Source organism: Streptomyces pactum, from assembly GCF_016031615.1.
Lineage (GTDB): Bacteria > Actinomycetota > Actinomycetes > Streptomycetales > Streptomycetaceae > Streptomyces > Streptomyces pactus.
Map to the genome: position 1 here is coordinate 2,717,279 of NZ_JACYXC010000001.1, position 19,191 is coordinate 2,736,469.

The window sequence follows — 19,191 nt, forward strand, 5'->3', positions numbered from 1 at the left end:
TGCCGCCCCTGCTCCCGCGGCCCGCCGGCCGAAGCGTCCCGCCGGCCGGAGCACCGGCCCCGTGCCCGGGGTGCCGTGCTCCGGGCCGTGGAACCGCCGGCCCGGACCGGACCAGCCACGACCGCCCGTGACCCCAGCCACCCGCCCGCGGCCACGACCGGCCCGCGACCCCGGTCCCCGACCGCGGGCCCCGGCCGCCACCCGCGCGGCCCCTGCCGCCTGCCGCGGCCCTAGCTCCCCGCCGCGGCGTTCTTCGCCGCCACCACCGCGTCGAAGACCTCCCGCTTGGGCATCCCGGTCTCCTGGGCCACCGCCGCGATCGCCTCCTTGCGGCGCTCCCCCGCCTCCTCGCGCACCGCGACCCGGCGGGCCAGCTCGGCGGGCTCCAGGTCCCGGGCGCGCTCCGGGGCGCCCTGGACCACCACGGTGATCTCCCCCAGGACGCCCTCCTCCGCCCACGCGGCCAGTTCGGCGAGCGGCCCGCGCCGGACCTCCTCGTAGGTCTTGGTCAGCTCGCGGCAGACGGCGGCCCGGCGGTCGCCGCCGAAGACCTCCACCATCGCGGCCAGGGTGTCCCCCAGCCGGCGCGGCGACTCGAAGTAGACGAGGGTGCGGCGCTCCTCGGCCACCTCGCGCAGCCGGCCGAGGCGCTCGCCCGCCTTGCGGGGGAGGAAGCCCTCGAAGCAGAAGCGGTCCACCGGCAGCCCGGAGACGGCGAGCGCGGTGAGGACGGCGGACGGGCCGGGGACGGCCGTGACGGTGACCCCGCGCTCCACGGCGGCGGCCACCAGCCGGTAGCCGGGGTCGGAGACGGACGGCATGCCGGCGTCCGTGACCAGCACCACCCGGGCGCCGCCGACCAGCGCCTCGACCAGCTCGGGGGTGCGGGCGGCCTCGTTCCCCTCGAAGTAGGAGACGATCCGGCCGGCCGGCTGCACACCGAGCCCCTGGGTGAGGCGGCGCAGCCGGCGGGTGTCCTCGGCGGCGATCACGTCCGCGGCGGTGAGTTCGGTGGCCAGTCGCGGGGGCGCGTCCGCGAGGTCGCCGATGGGCGTTCCGGCCAGTACGAGGGTTCCAGTCACACGGACCATCCTCCCAGGGGCACCCGCCGCCCCGCGCCGCGGACGCCGGACGGCCGGCACCGCCCACCCCCACGCACGCGGCCGCCCCGCACGCCCAACCCGCCCCGTGCCCCTCCGCCGCGCCCGCGCCCCACGTCATCCGAGGTTGCGGGCAGGGGCACCGCCCGGGTACGGCCGGTGACGCGACGCGCGATGACGGGTTCCCTACGATGGCGCGGTGACCAGTGACACCGCGCCCCGGGCCCAGCACGGCGAAGCGGTCGGCCGGCCGCCCTCCTGGCAGCGCCGGCTGCGCCGCTTCGGGTACGCCGGGCGCCCGCACACCGACGTACGCGACCGGCTGGTGCCGCCGTACGCGGAGCCGGACGTGCGGCTGTTCACGGTGCTGGGGTTCGGCTCCGCGACGGCGGACCGGCTGGCCCGGTGGTCCGGCTGGATCGGGCCGCTGGTGGTGGCGCTCTTCGCCGGACTGCTGCGCTTCTGGCGGCTGGACAGCCCGAACCAGGTGATATTCGACGAGACGTACTACCCCAAGGACGCCTGGTCGCTGCTGCACCACGGGTTCGAGACCAACTGGCCGGAGAAGTCCGACGAACGGATTCTCCAAGGTGACATCCCGATGCTGGACACCCCGGCGTACGTGGTGCACCCGCCGGTCGGCAAGTGGGTCATCGCGATCGGGGAGCACTTCTTCGGCCTCAACCCGTTCGGCTGGCGCTTCATGGTGGCGCTGCTGGGCACCCTGTCGGTGCTGATGGTCTGCCGGATCGGGCGGCGGCTGCTGCGCTCGACGTTCCTGGGCTGCCTGGCCGGGGTGCTGCTGGCGGTGGACGGGCTGCACTTCGTGATGAGCCGCACCGCGCTGCTCGACCTGGTGCTGATGTTCTTCATCCTGGCGGCCTTCGGCTGCCTGCTGGTGGACCGGGACAAGGCCCGCGCCCGGCTGGCCGCGGCGCTGCCGGTGGGCGCGGACGGCCTCGCCCGGCCGGACGCGGGGGTCGCCGGGCGGCTGGCCCTGGGCCCGCGGCCCTGGCGGATCGCGGCCGGGGTGTGCCTGGGGCTGGCCTGCGGCACCAAGTGGAACGGCCTGTACGTGCTGGCCGCGTTCGGGCTGATGACGGTGTTGTGGGACCTGGGCTCACGGCGGGTGGCCGGGGCCCGCCGCCCCTACCGGACGGTGGCCCGCCGCGATCTGCCGTGGGCCTTCCTGTCCACCGTGCCGGTGGCGCTCGGGGTGTACCTGGTGTCCTGGACCGGCTGGTTCGTCAACAGCGGCACCTACCAGAAGGGCATCGGCTGGCAGGGCAGCGGCTACTTCCGGCACTGGGCGGAGTCACCGAAGCCGGGCGGCGGCGGGTTCAGCGACGACGGGCCGCTGGCCGGGCTGATCAACCCGCTGATCAGCTTCTGGCACTACGAGCACGAGGTCTACAAGTTCCACGTCGGCCTGCACGACGACCACATCTACCAGTCCAACCCGTGGAGCTGGCTGATCCAGTCGCGTCCGGTCTCCTACTTCTACGAGTCCCCACGGCCCGGGGTGGACGGCTGCCCCGCGGACGCCCGGGACAAGTGCGCCCGCGAGGTGCTGGCGCTGGGCACCCCGCTGCTGTGGTGGGCGGCCTGTTTCGCGCTGGTGTACCTGCTCTTCCGGTGGGCGATGCGGCGCGACTGGCGGGCCGGGGCGATCCTGTGCGGGGTCGCGGCCGGCTACCTGCCGTGGTTCCTCTACCAGGAGCGGACGATCTTCTCCTTCTACGCGGTGGTGTTCGTCCCGTTCCTCTGCCTGGCGGTGGCCATGATGATCGGCGCGCTGCTCGGACCGCCGGGCGCCACCGAGGGGCGCCGGGCGCTGGGCGCGGTGGCCTCCGGCACCCTGGTGCTGCTGATCCTGTGGAACTTCATCTACTTCTTCCCCCTCTACACCGGGCAGGCGATCCCGGTCGACGACTGGCGCGGCCGGATATGGCTGGACAGCTGGGTCTGACGCGACGTGCGGTGACGCCCCGCCAGCGGTTCGCGCGTGCGCGCCGGACCCCGCGCGGGCATCGGCCGGAAACCGCCGGGCCGGGCCGGTCGCGGCGCGGCGGCCCGCGGCCCCGATCTGACCGGCCGGGTGATTCTCGGTAGGGTGCGCGCACCGCGTCCTTCGTCAACTGGCGGAGGACTGAAGAGCAAACTGTGGGGGTTTCTCGCATGCGGAAGGGCGCCAGAGCCGCGGTCGCCGGTGGAGTGTTCGCCGTACTCCTGGGGGTGGCCGGGTGCGGAGGCGGTGACTCCTCCGGTCCGGACGGCGGTGCGGCGGGGGACGCGCCGGCCGCGCGGAAGAAGACCGGGCCGCCGGACGCGACCGAGGTCGAGGACACCGCCGAGCGCTTCCTGAAGGCGTGGGCGGCGGGCGACGCCGCCGGGGCCGCCGCGCTGACCGACGACCCGGAGGCCGCCGAGACGGCGCTGACCTCCTTCCGCAAGGACGCCCACGTGTCCGAGGTGGAGCTGCGGGCAGGGCGCCCCACCGGGGCGAAGGTCGCGTTCACGGTGGACGCCCGGATCGCCTTCCAGGGGAAGCGGGCGCCGCTGACCTACTCCTCCGCGCTGACCGTGGTGCGGGACGAGGCCGCCGGGAAGGCGGTGGTGGACTGGGCGCCGGCGGTGGTGCACCCGAAGCTGCGCGCCGGTGACACCCTGCGGACCGGGCCCGCCGAGGCCCCGCCGATCAAGGCCGTGGACCGCGACGGCAAGGAGCTGCGCGCCGCCGACCACCCGGCGCTCAAGGCGGTGCTCGACGGGCTGCGGGAACGGTACGGCGACGAGGCCGGCGGCACGGCGGGCGTGGAGACGTACATCGCCCGCGCCGACGGCAAGGGCAAGGACAAGGGGAAGGGCGGCGCCGGGGAGAAGGACGGGGACGCCGGGAAGCTGCCGGACGAGACGCTGAAGGTGCTCTCCAAGGGAACCCCGGGCACCCTCCGCACCACCATCGACGCGGATCTGCAGAGCGCCGCCGAGCGGGCGGTGGGCAGCCGGTCCAAGGCCGCGGTGGTGGCCGTCAAGCCCAGCACCGGGGAGATCCTGGCGGTCGCCAACTCCCCCGCGGACGGCTTCAACATGGCCTTCCAGGGCTCGCTGGCGCCCGGTTCCACGATGAAGGTGATCAGCTCCGCGATGCTGATCGACAAGGGGCTCGCCGGATACGGCAAGCAGCACCCGTGCCCCAAGTTCTTCTCCTACGGCGGCTGGAAGTTCCAGAACGACGACAAGTTCGAGATAGCGGGCGGCACCTTCGCGCAGAGCTTCGCCCGCTCCTGCAACACCGCGTTCATCAGCCAGGCGCCGAAGCTCTCCGACGACGACCTCACCAAGGAGGCCCGGGACGTCTTCGGGATCGGCCTCAACTGGCAGGTGGGCGTGGCGACGTTCGACGGGGCGGTGCCGGTGCAGAAGGACGCGCCGATGGCGGCGTCGCTGATCGGCCAGGGCGGGGTGCGGATGAACCCGCTCAACATGGCGTCGGTGGCGGCCACCGTGCGCAGCGGGGTGTTCCGCCAGCCGTACCTGGTCGCGCCGTCGCTGGACGGCCGTGCGCTCGCCAAGGCGCCGCGGGCCCTGAAGCCGTCCACCGCCGAGCAGTTGCGGGACCTGATGCGGCTCACCGCCACCTCGGGGACCGCGGCGAAGGCGATGGCCGGGGTCGGCGGGGACATGGGGGCCAAGACCGGTTCGGCGGAGGTGGACGGACAGGAGAAGCCGAACGGCTGGTTCACCGCCTACCGGGGTGATCTGGCGGCGGCGGCCGTGGTCCCGGCGTCCGGGCACGGCGGGGACACCGCCGGTCCGATCGTGGCGTCGGTGCTCAAGGCCGGCTGAGGCCGCCGGGTCCTGCCGTCACCGCGGCGGCGGGCCGGATCCGGGTCACCGGGGCGCACCGCCGCGGCACCGGGCCGGGCGCGACCGCGGGCGGCAGGTGTACGGCAGCGGGCCCGCACCCCTGATATCGGGGGTGCGGGCCCGCCGCCGTGTCCGTACCGCTGGTTCCGTCACGCCGCCGGCCCCCGCCCGCCACCGCGGGTCCTCTCCCGGGCGCCGCTGGCCGCGTGGTGCCGCTGGCCGCCCGGGGGCGCCCCGGTGGCGCCTGCCGCGGTCTGTTCGCGATCGGGCCGCGGGTCGGCCGGCGGGCCCGTGGCACCGGGGCCGGGCCGTTACTCCGCCAGGTCGCGCACCTGTTCGTGGGTGTGCCGTTCGATGTCCTGGACCGCCGCGTTCAGCAGCTGGTGGGAGAGGTCGGACAGGGCTCGGGAGGCGGCGAGTTCGTCACCGATCGAGGGCACGTTCTCGTCGGCGGGGTTGACCCGTGCCGACCCCTCGCCGACCAGCATCTGCTCGCCCTTGCCGGTGAGCCGCGCCTCGCAGAGGGTGACCCGGTCCATCACGGTGATGCTCAGCTGTACGTTCCAGTTCTCGCCCATACCGGCCACCGCCTCCTGCTCGGGCGCTCCCCTTCACCCCTCATCGTCACGCGGCGGCGCCACCCGCGCACCTCGGGATCCACCGCCGGCGGGCGGCCGGGCTCCGGGGCCGGGGCGCCCCGCCGGGCGGGGGGCCGGGCCCGCACCGGCGGCATCTCCCGGCCCGGGAGACCCCGAGCCGTCCCGGTTCCGCGGGCCGGGCCGGGGCCCCGCTACCCGGCGAGCACCTTGCGTACCGCGCGCACCAGGGCCTGGGCGCGGGGGTCGGCGGTCACCCCGCGTTGCATGCCGTTGGTGACGTAGCCGAAGCCCAGGCCCGACTCGGGGTCGGCGAAGGCGAGCGAGCCGCCGCGGCCGGGGTGGCCGAAGGAGCCGGGGCCCAGCAGCGGGGAGGAGGGACCGTGCAGCATGTAGCCCAGGCCGAACCGGGTGCTGACCACCAGCACCCGGTCCGGGCCCACCGACTCCTCGGTCCGGGCCAGGGTGACGGTGGCGGGGGCGAACAGCCGGCGACCGAACGGCACCGGGCCGATGAGCGCCGCGTAGAAGCGGGCCAGTCCGTCCGCGGTGGCGACCCCGCCGGAGGCGGCGAGTTCCGCGGCGCGGTAGGCGGGGTCGTTCTCGTCGGGGGCCGGGGTGATGGCGGCGAACGCCCGGCGGGTCAGCGACTCCGGGTCCTGGTACGCCTCGGCGACCGAGCGCTTGGGGCGTACCCTCAGCCCGGCCGAGGCGGGCACCGGCGGGGGCTCGACGGTGCCGATCCGGCCGACCCGGTGACGTTCGGCCTCCGGCAGCCCGATCCACAGGCCCAGCCCCAGCGGCCGGGCGATCTCCTCGGCGACCCACCGGCCGATGCTCCGTCCGGTGACCCGGCGGACCAGCTCTCCCACCGTCCAGCTGAAGGTCTGCGCGTGGTAGCCGTGGTCGGTGCCCGGCTCCCACAGCGGGCGCTGCGCGGCGACGGCCCGCGGCCCGGAGTCCCCGTCGAGCGCCTCGGCCGGGGTGAGCGGGGTGTCCAGGGCCGGGACCCCGGCGCGGTGCGAGAGCAGGTGGCGCACCAGCACCCGTTCCTTGCCGGCCGCCTTGAACTCCGGCCAGTACCGGCCCACCGGGGCGTCCAGGTCGAGCTGTCCGCGCTGGTGCAGCAGGAGCGGCACGGCGGCGGCCACCCCCTTGGTGGCGGAACGCACGACCTGCGCGGTCTCCCGGGTCCACGGCTCACCGCCGTCGGCGTCCCGGGTGCCGCCCCACAGGTCGGCGACCTTGCGGCCGTGCAGATACAGGGCGAGGGCGGCGCCCCGCTCACCGCGCCGCGCGAAATTCTCGGCGAAGGCGTCCCGGACCGGTTCGAAGCCGTCCGCCACCGTGCCCTGGACGTCCACCACTGATACGTACTCCTGCCGTGCCTCACCGTCGGCTGCCGTGCTGTGCCGCCGTGCCCGATCGCGATACGTGCAGTGTCCATGGTGCAACAGCGGTCGGGGGACGGATTCAGCCGGGGGCTCTCCTCGGAGTGCCCGGCGGCGGGGTGAGTCAGGCATCCCGCGCGTACCGGACGGACGGCGCGCGCCGCGTACACCGGCCCGCCGGCCCGGACGCCCATCCACCGGCCGGGCCGGGCCCCTGACCACCGGCCGGCGCGGCCCAGGTCCGGCGCCGCGCGCACCCCGCCCGCCGGCAGCACGCCCGGCCGGCGCAGGCCCGGGTCCGGCGCCGCGCGCACCCCGCCCGCCGGCAGCGCGCCCGGCCGGCCGCCACGACGCCGCCCGCCGGCGCGCGCACCCACGCCCCCCGGCGACACCGGCAACCGCCGTCCCCTGCCCCACCGCGTGCCCCCGCCTGCCCTCCGTCGGACCCCCACCGCCGTGCCGCATCCGCCCACCGCCGCGGGCCCCGGCGCAGCAGCCCCGGTGGCGGGCGGGGGCGTTCCGCCGAATCCTGGGAGGAACGGCCGCGTCACCTCGTGGAGGGACCACGCCCCATGACCACGGCCACCGGCGAGGCGCCCGCCCCGGCGCCGCCCGCGGCCCTCGGCCGCCGCCAGACCAACCTGGTGTTCATCACGATCGTGCTGGGCATGCTGCTGGCCGCGCTGGACCAGACCATCGTCTCCACCGCGCTGCCGACGATCGTGGCGGACCTGGGGGGCGGCGGGCACATGGCCTGGGTGGTGACCGCCTACCTGCTGGCCGAGACGGTCTCCACGGTGCTGGTCGGCAGGTTCGGCGACCTCTTCGGCCGCAAGGTGGTCTTCCAGGTCAGCGCGGTCGTCTTCGTCGGCGGCTCGGTGGTGGCCGGGGCCGCGAACAGCATGCCGGTGCTGATCGTGGCGCGGGCGGTGCAGGGTGCGGGCGGCGGCGGGCTGATGGTCACCGCGATGGCGCTCATCGCCGATGTGATCCCGCTGCGGCGGCGCGGCAAGTACCAGGGCGCGCTGGGGGCGGTGTTCGGGGTGACCACCGTGGTCGGCCCGACGCTGGGCGGCCTCTTCACCGACCACGCGTCCTGGCGGTGGTGCTTCTACGTCAACGTGCCGGTCGCCGCGGTGATGATCGTCATGGCGGCCCGGACCGTGCCGGTGGTGCGCTCCGCGGTCCGGCCGGTGATCGACTACGCGGGCATCGTGCTGGTGGCGCTGGGCGCGTCCGGGCTGGTGCTGGCGCTGGAGTGGGGCGGTGACGAGTACGCCTGGGGCTCGGCCGTGATCATCGGGCTGTTCGCCGCCTCGGTCCTGCTGCTGACCGGATTCGTCCTGGTGGAGCTGCGGGCCCGGGAGCCGATGCTGCCGATGCGGCTGTTCCGCAACCCGGTCTTCACGGTGTGCTCGGTGCTCAGTTTCATCGTGGGTTTCTCGATGCTGGGCGCGCTCACCTATCTGCCGACGTATCTGCAGTTCGTGGACGGGGTGTCGGCGACCGCGTCGGGGGTGCGCACGCTGCCGATGATCGTGGGGCTGCTGGGCACCTCGATCCTGTCCGGCGTGGTGGTCGGCCGCACCGGCCGCTACCGCTACTTCCCCGTCGCGGGCTGCGCGGTGATGGCGGTGGGCCTGTACCTGATGTCCACGATGGGTCCGGACACCGGGGTGTGGCTGGTGTCGCTGTACATGTTCGTGCTGGGCCTCGGCATCGGTCTGGCGATGCAGGTGCTCACCATCGCGGTGCAGAACACCGTGCCGTACCACGAGCTGGGCTCGGCGACCTCCGGGGTGACCTTCTTCCGTACGCTCGGCAGCTCCTTCGGCACCGCGATCTTCGGCACCCTCTACAGCGGTGACCTGGGTCCCCGGCTGCGGGCCGCGCTGGCCGGGTCGCCGGACGTGCCGCCGGAGGTGGCGCAGAACCCGCAGGCGTTGCGGGAACTGCCGGACGAGCGGGCGGCGCCGTTCGTCCGCGCCTACGCGGACACCATCAACCACGTCTTCCAGTGGGTGGTGCCGGTGGCCGCCGCCGGGTTCGTGATCGCCTGGTTCCTGAAGGAGGTGCCGCTGCGGGACAGTGCCCGCGCCGAGGCGCTCGACCTGGGTGAGGGGTTCTCCGCCCCGGACTCCCCGGACGCCGAACGGCAGCTGGAACGGGCGGTGGCCGGGGTGCTGCGGCGGGCCAGCGGGCCGGTGGGCCGGCAGCTGCTGGCCGCCTCGGGCAGCCCGCTGGGCGCGGCGGAGACGTGGGTGCTGGGGCAGATCCACTGGCGGGACCGGCTGCACGGGCGGGCGCTGCTCAGCGAGGTGGCGGCGGCGCACCGGGTGCCGCCGGAGGTGCTGGCGCCGGCGGTGGCCGGTACCGCCGCGGCCGGCTACGCCCGGCTGGAGGGGGACGAGCTGTCGCTGACGGCGCGCGGCCGGACGGAGATCGAGCGGTTGCGCGCGGCGTGGCGGGCCTGGCTGGACGAGCGGCTGGAGGACTGGGACCTGTCGGACCCGGTCCACCGGGAGCGGCTGGACCGGTCGCTGGACCGGATCGCCGCGCTGCTGCTGGAGGAGTCCGAGGAGCACGCGGACGAGTTCGCGGCCCGCGCGCCGTGACCGCGCGGAAGCCGCACGGGGTGGCCGCACGGGCCCGCACGGGGTGACCGCACGGACCCCTCCACGGGGCGACCGCACACGGTGACGCACGGCCCGCACGGCCACGCGACCGCACCGGCCGGCCGGTGCGGGGAACGCCGACGGCGGCCCGCCGCGCGGGGTGCGCGACGGGCCGCCGTCCGGGGCCGGTCCGGGCCGGTGGCCCGGTCCGGTCACACGCGGGTGAGCCGGTCCGGGTTCGGGTCCGGGTCCTGCGGGGCCGCGTCGGAGGACAGCTGCTTCTGCAGCTGCTCGCCCTCCACGTCCACGTTGGGCAGCGCCTTGTCGAGCCACTTCGGCAGCCACCAGGCGGACTTGCCGAGCAGCGCGAGCACCGCCGGAACGATGGTCATACGGACCACGAAGGCGTCGAAGAGGACCGCGGTGGCCAGACCGAAGCCGATCATCTTGACCATCTGATCGCTGGAGCCGATGAAGCCGGAGAACACGGCGATCATGATGACCGCGGCCGCGGTGACCACCCGGGCGCCGTGGCGGAAGCCGGTCACGATGGCCTCGCCGGGACGCTCGCCGTGGACGAACGCCTCGCGCATCCGGGTGACGAGGAAGACCTCGTAGTCCATGGCCAGACCGAACACCACACCGATCATGAAGATCGGCATCATGCTCATGATCGGACCGGTCTCCTCGACCCCGAAGATCGCGCCGAGCCAGCCCCACTGGAAGACCGCGACCACCGCGCCGAGCGCGGCGACCACCGAGAGCAGGAAGCCCAGGGCGGCCTTCAGCGGCACCAGCACCGAGCGGAAGACGATCATCAGCAGCAGGAAGGCGAGGCCGACGACGAGCAGCAGGTAGGGCACCAGCGCGTCGTTGAGCTTCGCGGAGATGTCGATGTTCACGGCCGTGGTGCCGGTCACCAGGACCTCGGCTCCGGTGTCGGCCTTGATCTTCTTCGCCTCGTCACGGATGTCCATGACCAGGTCTTCGGTGTCGACGCTGCTCGGCTTGTACTTGGAGATCACCGTCAGGGTGGCGGTGTCACCGGCCTTGGTGAGCTGCGGCGGCGTGACGGCCGCGGCGCCCTTGAGACCGGCGATGGTCTCCTGGGCCTGCGTGGCGGCACCCTTGGCGTCCTCGACGCCCTTGAGGTCGATGGCGACCATCAGCGGGCCGTTGTAGCCGGGGCCGAAGCCCTCGCTGATCATGTCGTACGCCTGGCGCTTGGTGCTGGAGGTCGGCTGGTAGCCGTCGTCCGGCAGGCCCAGCTCCAGGCTGGCGGCCGGCACCGCGGCGGCGCCCAGGCCGATCACGCCGATGAGCAGCACGGCCACCGGGCGCCGGAGTATGGCGCGCGCCCAGCGGGTGCCCATGTTCGGCTTGTCGGACTTCTCCGGCGAGCCGGTGTCGGCCAGCCGCTGCCGGGCCTTCTTGCCGTAGACCCGCTTGCCCGCGAAGCCCAGCAGTGCGGGGATCAGGCTGATGGCGATGAGGACGGCGATGACCACGGTGCTCGCGGCGGCCATGCCCATCTTCGTCAGCACCGGGATGTTGACGACCGCCAGGCCGACCAGGGCGATCACCACGGTGAGACCGGCGAAGACGACCGCGGAGCCGGCGGTGCCGACCGCCCGGCCGGCCGCCTCCTCGTTCTCCCGGCCCTCGGCCAGTTCGGCGCGGTAGCGGGAGACGATGAACAGCGCGTAGTCGATGCCGACCGCGAGGCCGATCATCATCGCCAGGATCGAGGTGGTGGACGACAGACCCAGCGTCGAGGCGAGTGCGGTGATCGAGGAGATACCGATGCCCACGCCGATCACCGCCGTCAGCAGCGGCATACCGGCGGCGACCAGCGAGCTGAAGGTGATGCCGAGGACGATCGCGGAGACGACCAGGCCGATGATCTCGGTGGTCCCGGTCTCGGGCATCTCCTCCAGCGCGTCACCGCCGATCTCCACCGTCAGCCCCGAGTCGCGGGCCTCCTCGCCCGCGTCCTTCAGGGCCTCCTTGGAGTCCTTGTCCAGCTCCATCGCGTTGACCTTGTACGAGACCAGGACGTACGCGGTGGTGCCGCCGTCCTTCGGACTCACGGCCCCGGTGGTGTACGGGTCGGCCACCGAGGCGATCTCGTCCGAGGTGGATTCGAGTTCCTTGATGACCTTGGCGACGACGGCCTTGTTCTCCGCGTCGTTCATGGACTCGCCCTTGGGGGCGCGGAAGACCACGCGCGCGGAGGCGCCGTCGGCGCTGGAGCCGGGGATCCGCTCCTCCAGCAGGTCGAAGGCCTTCTGGGCCTCCGTGCCGGGGATGGAGAACTCGTCGTTGGCGGGCGGGGTCGCGGTGCCGGCGCCGACACCGGCGACAGCGAGCAGCGCGACCCAGAACAACGCGACGAAGCGTCGTTTCTTGAAGGAGAAACGGCCTAGTTTGTAAAGGAACGTGGCCACGAGGACAGATGCTCCCGTCGGGTAGGGACTGGCAGTTGCGGAGACCACCCGGCGACGAGAGCGGCGCACCGGGGGCGTCTCTTGGTGCGGATGGAACCTGTATGCGGTTGTCCGGCGCCGCGTGGGGACGTGGACGCCGTTGTGGGGAGGACTCAGACTCCGAGGGCGGGGAGAACCACGGCGTCGATGTACGTGAGCAGGTAGTCGGGGTCGGCCGGTTCGCCGTCGATCAGCGGCCGGGCGACGAACGCGCCGCAGATCATGTGCGGCACGTAGTTCAGGGCCGGGCGGTCCGCGGCGACCTCACCGCGGTCCACGGCACGCTTCAACGTCTGGTCGAGGGCGGCCATCTCCGGGGCGACGAGCAACTCCCGGAGCGCCTGGTGGAGGTCGGGGTTCTGGTGCGCGGCCTGGGCCAGCGCGCGCATCAGCGCCGCGTCCTGTTCGGGTCGTTCCCTGCCCCAGAGCACCACCTCACGCAGATCGCCGCGGAGCGATCCGGTGTTGATCTGCTGCAGCGACACGGGTTTGGTGTTCCGCAGCGCGGTCGCCACCAGCTGCGGCTTGCTCTTCCACTGCCGGTAGAGTGTCGCCTTGCTGGACCGCGTGCGCGCCGCCACGGCATCCATCGTGAGGCTCTCGTAGCCGACCTCCGCGAGGAGGTCCACCACGGCCTCGTACAGCTCGTTCTCCCGCTCGGGGGTGAGCCGGGTGCGCCGCGAGGGCGTCGTCTCCACCGAGCCGTCATCCGTACGCATCGCACACACCTCCCACCGCAACTGTCGGAACGAAACCGTTTCGTACAGCTACAAGCCTACGATACGACGTATCGAAACGACGCGGTTTCGGTCGTGTTCTCTGTCACAGAACGAGTTGCCGCGGGCCGTCGGTCCCGAAAGCATGGACCCGTGAGCGCCTATCTCCGGTTCCCCCATCTCCATGGCGACCTGCTCTGCTTCGCTGCCGAGGACGATCTGTGGGTGGCCCCGCTGGCCGCCGACGGCGGACCACCCGGACGGGCCTGGCGGCTGACCGTCGACCGCACCCGCGTCGGCCACCCCCGCTTCTCCCCCGACGGCAGCCGGATCGCCTTCACCACCTGGCGCAGCCTGGACCCGGAGGTCCACCTGGTCCCGGTGGAGGGCGGCCCGGCCCGCCGGCTGACCTACTGGGGCAGCACCGACGCGCGGGTGTGCGGCTGGACCCCGCCGGACGAACAGGGCGAGTCCCAGATCCTCGCCGTCTCCTCCCACGACCAGCCGTTCTCGTACTTCTCCTGGGCCTACACGCTGCCCACCGACGGGAGCCCCGGCGGGCGGCTCCCGTGGGGACCGGTCTCCGACATCGCGGTGGGGCACGTGGACGGCGAGCGCCGCACCCTGCTGCTGACCGGGAAGCCGCCGCACGAACCGGCCTCCTGGAAGCGGTACCGGGGCGGCGCGATGGGCCGCATGTGGCTGCACGGCACCCGGCTGCTGCCGGACCTGTACGGACACCTGGACTCGGTGATGTTCGTGGGCGGCGGCACCACCGGCCGGCCCGTCCGGATCGCCTTCCTCTCCGACCACGAGGGGATCGGCAACCTCTACTCCTGCCTGCCCGACGGCTCCGACCTGCGCCGCCACACCGACCACGCGGACTTCTACGCCCGGCACGCCTCCACCGACGGCTCCCGGGTGGTCTACCAGTGCGCGGGGGAGCTGTGGCTGGTCGACGACTTCGGCCCGGACGCCGTACCGCGCCGGCTGGAGGTACGGCTGGGCGGCCCGCGGGTGGGGCGGCGCACGTACCAGGTCCCGGCCGCCGCGCACATCGACTCGCTCTCGGTGGACACCACCGGCCGGGCGAGCGCGGTGGGCGTGCGCGGCAGCCTGTACTGGCTCACCCACCGCGACGGCCCGGCCCGCTCCATCGCCGACGTCCCCGGGGTGCGCATCCGGCTGCCGGAGATGCTGGGCGCCACCGGGCGGGTCGCCTACATCACCGACGCCGAGGGCGAGGACGCCATCGAGATCGCCTACCTGCCCCGGGCGAGCGGGCAGCGGCAGCCCCGCCGGGTGGCGGCCGGGAAGCTCGGCCGGGTCCACGAGCTGCTGGCCTCACCGGACGGCCGGCAGCTGGCGGTGGCCTCGCACGACGGACGGCTGCTGCTGGTGCCGGTCGACGCCGACGACGAGACGGTCGCGCCCACCGCGGGGACCGGTGGGGAGACGGGCGGCGCAGCGGCGGCCGCCCCGGCCGGCGCCACCCGCTACGGGCCCCCGGCCGGGGAGACCGGCGACGGCGGGACCGGGGAGACCGGCACCGGGACCGGGACCGGGGGGACCGAGGACGGGCCGGGCGACGGCACGGCCGGGCCGGCGGGCGCCGCCAGGCCGGACGCCGGACAGGACACCGGGGCCGGCGCCGGACGGGACACCGGGACGCCCGGGGAGACCGGCGACGGCGCGGCCGGGAAGGCGGCCGGGGAGGCGCCCGGAGCGGCGGGCACCGGGCCGGGCGACGGCGCGGCCGGGGACACCCCGGAAACCGGAGGGGCCGAGGGGGCCGAGGGGAGCGACGGCACCGAGGGGGCCGACGGCGTGGTGGAGCTGATCCGCTCGACCAACGGCCCGGTGCGCGACCTGGCGTTCTCCCCCGACTCCGGCTGGCTGGCCTGGTCCCACCCCGGCATCGGGCGGTCGCTGCGCCAGATCAAGATCGCCCGGCTGTCGGACCGGACGGTGGTGGACGTCACCAACGGCCGGTTCGAGGACGAGCAGCCGGTGTTCACCCGGGACGGACGCTATCTGGCGTTCCTGTCCTGGCGCGGCTTCGACCCGGTCTACGACGTGCACACCGGCGACCTGTCGTTCCCGCTGGGCTGCCGCCCGTACCTGGTCCCGCTCTCCTCCACCACCCCGTCGCCGTTCGCCCTCTCCCCCGAGGGGCGGCCGGCGGCCGGCGGGCTGGACCCGGACGACTGGGGGGCGCCGCGCACCGACCCGGGGCTCGCCGGGGGCGCGGACGGCACGGTGATGGTCGAGGTGGAGGGCCTGGCCAGCCGGGTGACGGCGTTCCCGGTGGCCGCCTCCAAGTACTCCGCCCTCCATCCGGTGAGCGGCGGCGGGCTGGTCTGGCTGCGCTGGCCGATCTCCGGGGCGCTGGGCGAGACGTTCGCCAACCCGGCCGACACCACCGGCCGCCCCACCCTGGAGCACTTCGACCTGGTCAAGGCCAAGCGCACCGAACTCACCCGGGAGGTCGACTGGTTCCAGGTGAGCGGCGACGGCACCCGGCTGGTGATCCACGACGACGGCGAACTGCGCTCGGTGCCGGCCACCGAGCCCACCGACGCCGAGTCCACCGTCTACATCGACATGCGGCGCATCCTGCACCAGGTCGACCCGGCCGCCGAGTGGCGCCAGGCGTACGAGGAGGCGGGACGCATCGTCCGCGCCTACTTCTGGGAGCCGGGCATGGGCGGCGTGGACTGGGACGGGGTGCTGGAGCAGTACCGGCCGCTGGTCGAACGCGTCGCCTCCCCCGACGAGTTCGCCGATCTGCTGCGCGAGGTGATGGGCGAGCTGGGCACCTCGCACGCGTACGTCCAGCCGGCCCGGCGCAACGAGGGACCGCGCCACTACCAGCGCCCCATCGGCCTGCTCGGCGCCAACTTCGTCCGAGCCAAGGACGGCTCGTGGGCCGTCGCCCGCATCCTGCCGGGCGAGTCCTCCGATTCCCGGGCCCGCTCCCCGCTGGCCGGCACCGGGATCCGCGAGGGCTCGGTGCTCACCCATGTGGACGGGCGGCCGGTGGACCCGGTGGCCGGCCCGTACCCGCTGCTGGCGGCGGCCGGCGGCACCACCGTGGAGCTGACCTTCGCCACCCCGGACCGCAGCCACTCCCGCCGGGTGGCGGTGGTGCCGCTCATCGACGAACGGCCGCTGCGCTACCAGTACTGGGTGGCCAAGCGCCGCGAGGTGGTCCGGGAGCTGAGCGGCGGCAAGTGCGGCTACCTGCACATCCCGGACATGGGCGGTTCCGGCTGGGCGCAGTTCAACCGGGACCTGCGCCGCGAGATGTCGCTGCCCGCGCTCATCGTGGACGTCCGCGGCAACGCCGGCGGCAACATCAGCGAACTGGTGGTGGAGAAGCTCACCCGCACCGTGATGGGCTGGGACCTCACCCGGAACGCCGAGCCGGTGTCGTACACCAGCAACGCCCCGCGCGGCCCGATCGTGGCGATCGCCGACGAGATGACCTCCTCCGACGGCGACATGATCACCGCCGCGTTCCGGCTGCTGGGCATCGGCCCGGTGGTGGGGCTGCGGACCTGGGGCGGGGTGGTCGGGATGACCGGCCGGCACCGGCTGGGCGACGGCTCCTCGATCACCGTCCCGATGAACGCCGCCTGGTTCGACGCCTACGGCTGGGGCGTGGAGAACCACGGGGTGGAGCCGGACATCGAGGTGGAACGCACCCCGCTGGACTGGGCCGAGGGCCGCCACAAGCAGATGGACGACGCGGTGCGGATCGCCCTGGACCTGCTGGAGCGGCACGGCGCCGCCACCCCGCCGGACTACTCCGCGGTACCGGACCGCCGGCGCCCCAAGCTGCCGCCCCGCAACGGCGGTTGAGCCGGGCCACGGCGGTCGGCCGGCGGGAGCGGGTGACCGCGGCGAGCGGGTGACCGCGGCGGCGCGGTGCCGGCGGCGCGGGGATCACGGGAGGGGCTCGCGGTGCCGGAGAACCGCCGGCCATGCGCGCCGGGCACACAAGCCCCGGGGTGCGCGCGTGGGCGGACGCTCCGGAACGCGGGACGACGCGCGCGAGGGGCGCACCCGGTGCGGGTGCGCCCCTCGGTTCCGTCCCCGGGAAGACCCGGGGTCAGAAGTCGAGTTCGTCCTGGGCGTCGTCACGGCCGCGGCGCGCGTCGTCGCCGCGCTGCTGCCGCTCGCCCTGGCGCTCCTCCTTCTGCTGCCGGCCGCGCTGCTTGGCCTGCTCGGCGGCCTTCCGGGCCTGCTCCTTGGCCTGCTGCGCCTTGCCCTGCATCTGGTCCTTGATGCCCATGACGTCACTCCTCGTGGGTCCTAGAGGTTGGGCCTCGACCAGCCTGTCACGCCCGGACAAGGATCGCATTTCGGGCAGCAGACGGGGGGGTTGGAGCGGCCGGGACCTCTCCGCGACGCGCGGTCGGTGACGCGGCGGAGGTCAGCGGCGACGCCCGGTGCGCTCCTCCTCGTCCGCCGCGCCGCCGGCCCCCACCAGGCCCGTGGAGATCGCGCCGAGACGCGGTTCGAAGCGCCGCATCTCGCGCCGCCCGACGGTGGCGATGAGCCCGGGGACGGCGCCGCGCACCGACTGCATGCCGCGCAGCCACCACTGCGCGTACACATGGGGCGACCGCCGCTCGATGCCGGCGACGATCCGGTCCACGGCCGGGCCCAGCGGGTAGGTGCGGTTGGCCGGCCACGGCAGCCGCTGCCGCAGCTCGCGCATCACCTCGTCCCGGTCGGCGCCGCGCACCATGTCGGTGTCGGTCCAGCTGAGGTAGCCGACGCCGACCCGTACGCCCTGGTGGGCCACCTCGGCGCGGAGGCTGTGCGCGAACGCCTCCACCCCGGACTTGGAGGCGCAGTAGGCGCTCATCATGGGTGCCGGGGTGAGCGCGGCCAGCGAGGCGATCTGGAGGAAGTAGCCGCGGGCGGCGGTCAGGGCGGGCAGGAAGGCGCGGGCGGTGACCGCCCCGCCGATGAGGTTGACCTCGATCACCCGCCGCCAGGCCACCGGGTCGGAGGCGGCGAACGGGCCGCCCGCGGCCACTCCGGCGTTGGCGACGAGGATGTCCACCGCGCCGAACCGGTCCGTCACCTCGGCGGCGACCCGGGCCATCGCCTCGTGGTCGGTGACGTCGGCGTGCCAGTACGCCGAGTCGGTGTGCAGCCCCGCCGAGACGTTCTTCAGCTCCTCCGGCTCCAGGCCGACCAGGGCCAGCCGGGCGCCGCGCGCGGACAGTTTGCGGGCGAGCAGCTCGCCCACGCCGCGTGCCGCCCCGGTCACCACGGCCACCTGGCCGTCCAGGTTCCTGCGTGCGCTCATGCGGTGGTCTCCTTCGCTCCGCCGGCCGCTTCCGGTGCCGGGGTGGCTCGTGTCGGGTCCGCGGGGCCGCCGGCGGCCCGGCCGGTCCCCGCCGGTGCCGGGCCGGCGGTACCGGCGTCCGTGTCCGGGGCCCCGGGCCGGGCGTCCGCGGCGGGGGCCAGGTGGTCGCGGACCAGCCGGCGCAGGCCGTCGCTGATCGCCGCCGGGTCCTCGACGGGGGTCATGTGGCCCAGCCCGGGCAGTTCGGTCAGCCCGGCGCACCGCGGCAGCCGGGCGGCGAGGGAGCGCGCGTGCCGGACGGGGGTGAGGCGGTCGGCGGTGCCCTGGATCACCAGGGTGGGCACGGTGAGCGCGGCCACCCCCGTGTCCAGGTCCAGTCCGGACAGCACCCGTCCCCAGTCCGCGCGCACCCGGCGCGGGCAGGCGTGCACGATCCGCGCGCATGCGGCGACCATGGCCGGCGTCGCGTCTGGGCCCAGGGTGGCGTACCGCAGCGCCCGCAGGGTCAGCGGGGTGACCGGGCCCAGCGGGGCCCTGGAGTGCAGCAGCAGCCGGGTCAGCAGGGTCCGCGGCCGGCCGGCGCGCAGCGGCCAGACCGTGGAGCCGGCGGCCAGCGTGGAGCTGCCGGTGCTGCACAGCAGGACCGCGGCGGCGTGCTCGCGGAAGAGCGGCCGGGTGGCGGCGGCCATCACCGTCATCCCGCCCATGGAGTGGCCGCCGAGCACCGCCCGCCGGCCGGGTTCCAGGGTGGCGGTGAGCACCGCCACCAGGTCGTCGGCGAGGGCGTCGGTGGAGCACCCGCCGGGCCCGGCGGCCGGGCTGCGGCCGTGGCCGCGCTGGTCGTAGAGCACCACCCGGTGGTCGGGCAGCAGGGCGCGGACGACCGGGCCCCAGAAGGCGGTGGAGCAGGTCCAGCCGTGGGCCAGGACGACGGTGGGCGCGTCGTCGGGGCCGTGCACCTCCACGTGGAGCCGGGCGCCGTCGGCGGAGGTGACGGTCAGCTCGCGGGCGGGCACCGGCGGCGCGTACGGGCCGGTCAGGCCGTGGGGACGGGGGCGGCGGGCGGCGCGGGCGGCGGCGCCGCGCGGACG

12 protein-coding genes are annotated in these 19,191 nt (G+C 74.7%); 4 read left to right on the plus strand and 8 right to left on the minus strand.

Annotation, left to right across the window (positions count from 1 at the left end; all coding sequences use genetic code 11):
- Positions 1-230: 230 nt before the first annotated feature.
- Positions 231-1,082 (minus strand): 16S rRNA (cytidine(1402)-2'-O)-methyltransferase, encoded by an 852-nt coding sequence (rsmI, locus tag IHE55_RS10565; protein WP_197988790.1) that lies wholly within the window; start codon positions 1,080-1,082, stop codon positions 231-233.
- A 217-nt stretch (positions 1,083-1,299) separates the two neighbouring features.
- Here rsmI and IHE55_RS10570 point away from each other — a divergent pair, with 217 nt between their 5' ends.
- Positions 1,300-3,069, plus strand: coding sequence for a dolichyl-phosphate-mannose--protein mannosyltransferase (locus tag IHE55_RS10570; protein WP_197988791.1), 1,770 nt, complete (start codon positions 1,300-1,302; stop codon positions 3,067-3,069).
- Positions 3,070-3,278: 209 nt separating this feature from the next.
- Complete coding sequence (locus IHE55_RS10575; RefSeq protein ID WP_197991924.1) at positions 3,279-4,949, plus strand: penicillin-binding transpeptidase domain-containing protein; 1,671 nt, start codon at positions 3,279-3,281, stop codon at positions 4,947-4,949.
- Positions 4,950-5,281: 332 nt separating this feature from the next.
- Here the strand turns inward: IHE55_RS10575 and IHE55_RS10580 are convergent, their stop codons facing one another.
- On the minus strand, positions 5,282-5,548 hold the full coding sequence (locus tag IHE55_RS10580; RefSeq protein WP_197988792.1) for a DUF1876 domain-containing protein: 267 nt from the start codon (positions 5,546-5,548) through the stop codon (positions 5,282-5,284).
- 212 nt (positions 5,549-5,760) lie between these two features.
- Positions 5,761-6,933, minus strand: a complete 1,173-nt coding sequence (locus tag IHE55_RS10585; RefSeq protein ID WP_307826604.1) for a serine hydrolase domain-containing protein — start codon at positions 6,931-6,933, stop codon at positions 5,761-5,763.
- A gap of 596 nt (positions 6,934-7,529) precedes the next feature.
- On the opposite strand from IHE55_RS10585, the gene IHE55_RS10590 reads away from it, so the two are divergent.
- Positions 7,530-9,572: an MDR family MFS transporter gene (locus IHE55_RS10590; RefSeq protein ID WP_197988794.1), complete on the plus strand. Its 2,043-nt coding sequence runs from the start codon at positions 7,530-7,532 to the stop codon at positions 9,570-9,572.
- 212 nt (positions 9,573-9,784) lie between these two features.
- On the opposite strand, the gene IHE55_RS10595 is transcribed toward IHE55_RS10590, so the two are convergent.
- The gene (locus tag IHE55_RS10595) at positions 9,785-12,019 is read right to left on the minus strand and encodes an MMPL family transporter (RefSeq protein ID WP_197988795.1); all 2,235 of its coding nucleotides are present in this window, start codon (positions 12,017-12,019) and stop codon (positions 9,785-9,787) included.
- 152 nt (positions 12,020-12,171) lie between these two features.
- The gene (locus tag IHE55_RS10600) at positions 12,172-12,777 is read right to left on the minus strand and encodes a TetR/AcrR family transcriptional regulator (protein ID WP_197988796.1); all 606 of its coding nucleotides are present in this window, start codon (positions 12,775-12,777) and stop codon (positions 12,172-12,174) included.
- A gap of 150 nt (positions 12,778-12,927) precedes the next feature.
- Between IHE55_RS10600 and IHE55_RS10605 the strand changes: the two genes are divergently transcribed.
- Positions 12,928-16,638: a S41 family peptidase gene (locus IHE55_RS10605; protein ID WP_197988797.1), complete on the plus strand. Its 3,711-nt coding sequence runs from the start codon at positions 12,928-12,930 to the stop codon at positions 16,636-16,638.
- Between the two features lie 250 nt (positions 16,639-16,888).
- Here IHE55_RS10605 and IHE55_RS10610 read toward each other — a convergent pair whose 3' ends face one another.
- The 3 genes from IHE55_RS10610 to IHE55_RS10620 all read right to left on the minus strand — a co-directional run bounded on the left by IHE55_RS10610 (position 16,889) and on the right by IHE55_RS10620 (position 19,140).
- Positions 16,889-17,071, minus strand: a complete 183-nt coding sequence (locus IHE55_RS10610; protein WP_197988798.1) for a hypothetical protein — start codon at positions 17,069-17,071, stop codon at positions 16,889-16,891.
- 141 nt (positions 17,072-17,212) lie between these two features.
- Positions 17,213-18,100 (minus strand): SDR family oxidoreductase, encoded by an 888-nt coding sequence (locus IHE55_RS10615; RefSeq protein WP_197988799.1) that lies wholly within the window; start codon positions 18,098-18,100, stop codon positions 17,213-17,215.
- On the minus strand, positions 18,097-19,140 hold the full coding sequence (locus tag IHE55_RS10620) for an alpha/beta fold hydrolase (protein ID WP_197991925.1): 1,044 nt from the start codon (positions 19,138-19,140) through the stop codon (positions 18,097-18,099). The genes IHE55_RS10615 and IHE55_RS10620 overlap by 4 nt, the downstream gene beginning before the upstream one ends.
- Positions 19,141-19,191 lie beyond the last annotated feature (51 nt).

Excerpts from the sequence above, each read along its gene's own strand:
- IHE55_RS10575 (WP_197991924.1), top strand. The coding sequence starts at position 3,279 with ATGCGGAAGGGCGCCAGAGCCGCGGTCGCCGGTGGAGTGTTCGCCGTA.
- IHE55_RS10580 (WP_197988792.1), bottom strand. The coding sequence starts at position 5,548 with ATGGGCGAGAACTGGAACGTACAGCTGAGCATCACCGTGATGGACCGG.
- IHE55_RS10590 (WP_197988794.1), top strand. The coding sequence starts at position 7,530 with ATGACCACGGCCACCGGCGAGGCGCCCGCCCCGGCGCCGCCCGCGGCC.
- IHE55_RS10600 (WP_197988796.1), bottom strand. The coding sequence starts at position 12,777 with ATGCGTACGGATGACGGCTCGGTGGAGACGACGCCCTCGCGGCGCACC.
- IHE55_RS10610 (WP_197988798.1), bottom strand. The coding sequence starts at position 17,071 with ATGGGCATCAAGGACCAGATGCAGGGCAAGGCGCAGCAGGCCAAGGAG.
- IHE55_RS10615 (WP_197988799.1), bottom strand. The coding sequence starts at position 18,100 with ATGAGCGCACGCAGGAACCTGGACGGCCAGGTGGCCGTGGTGACCGGG.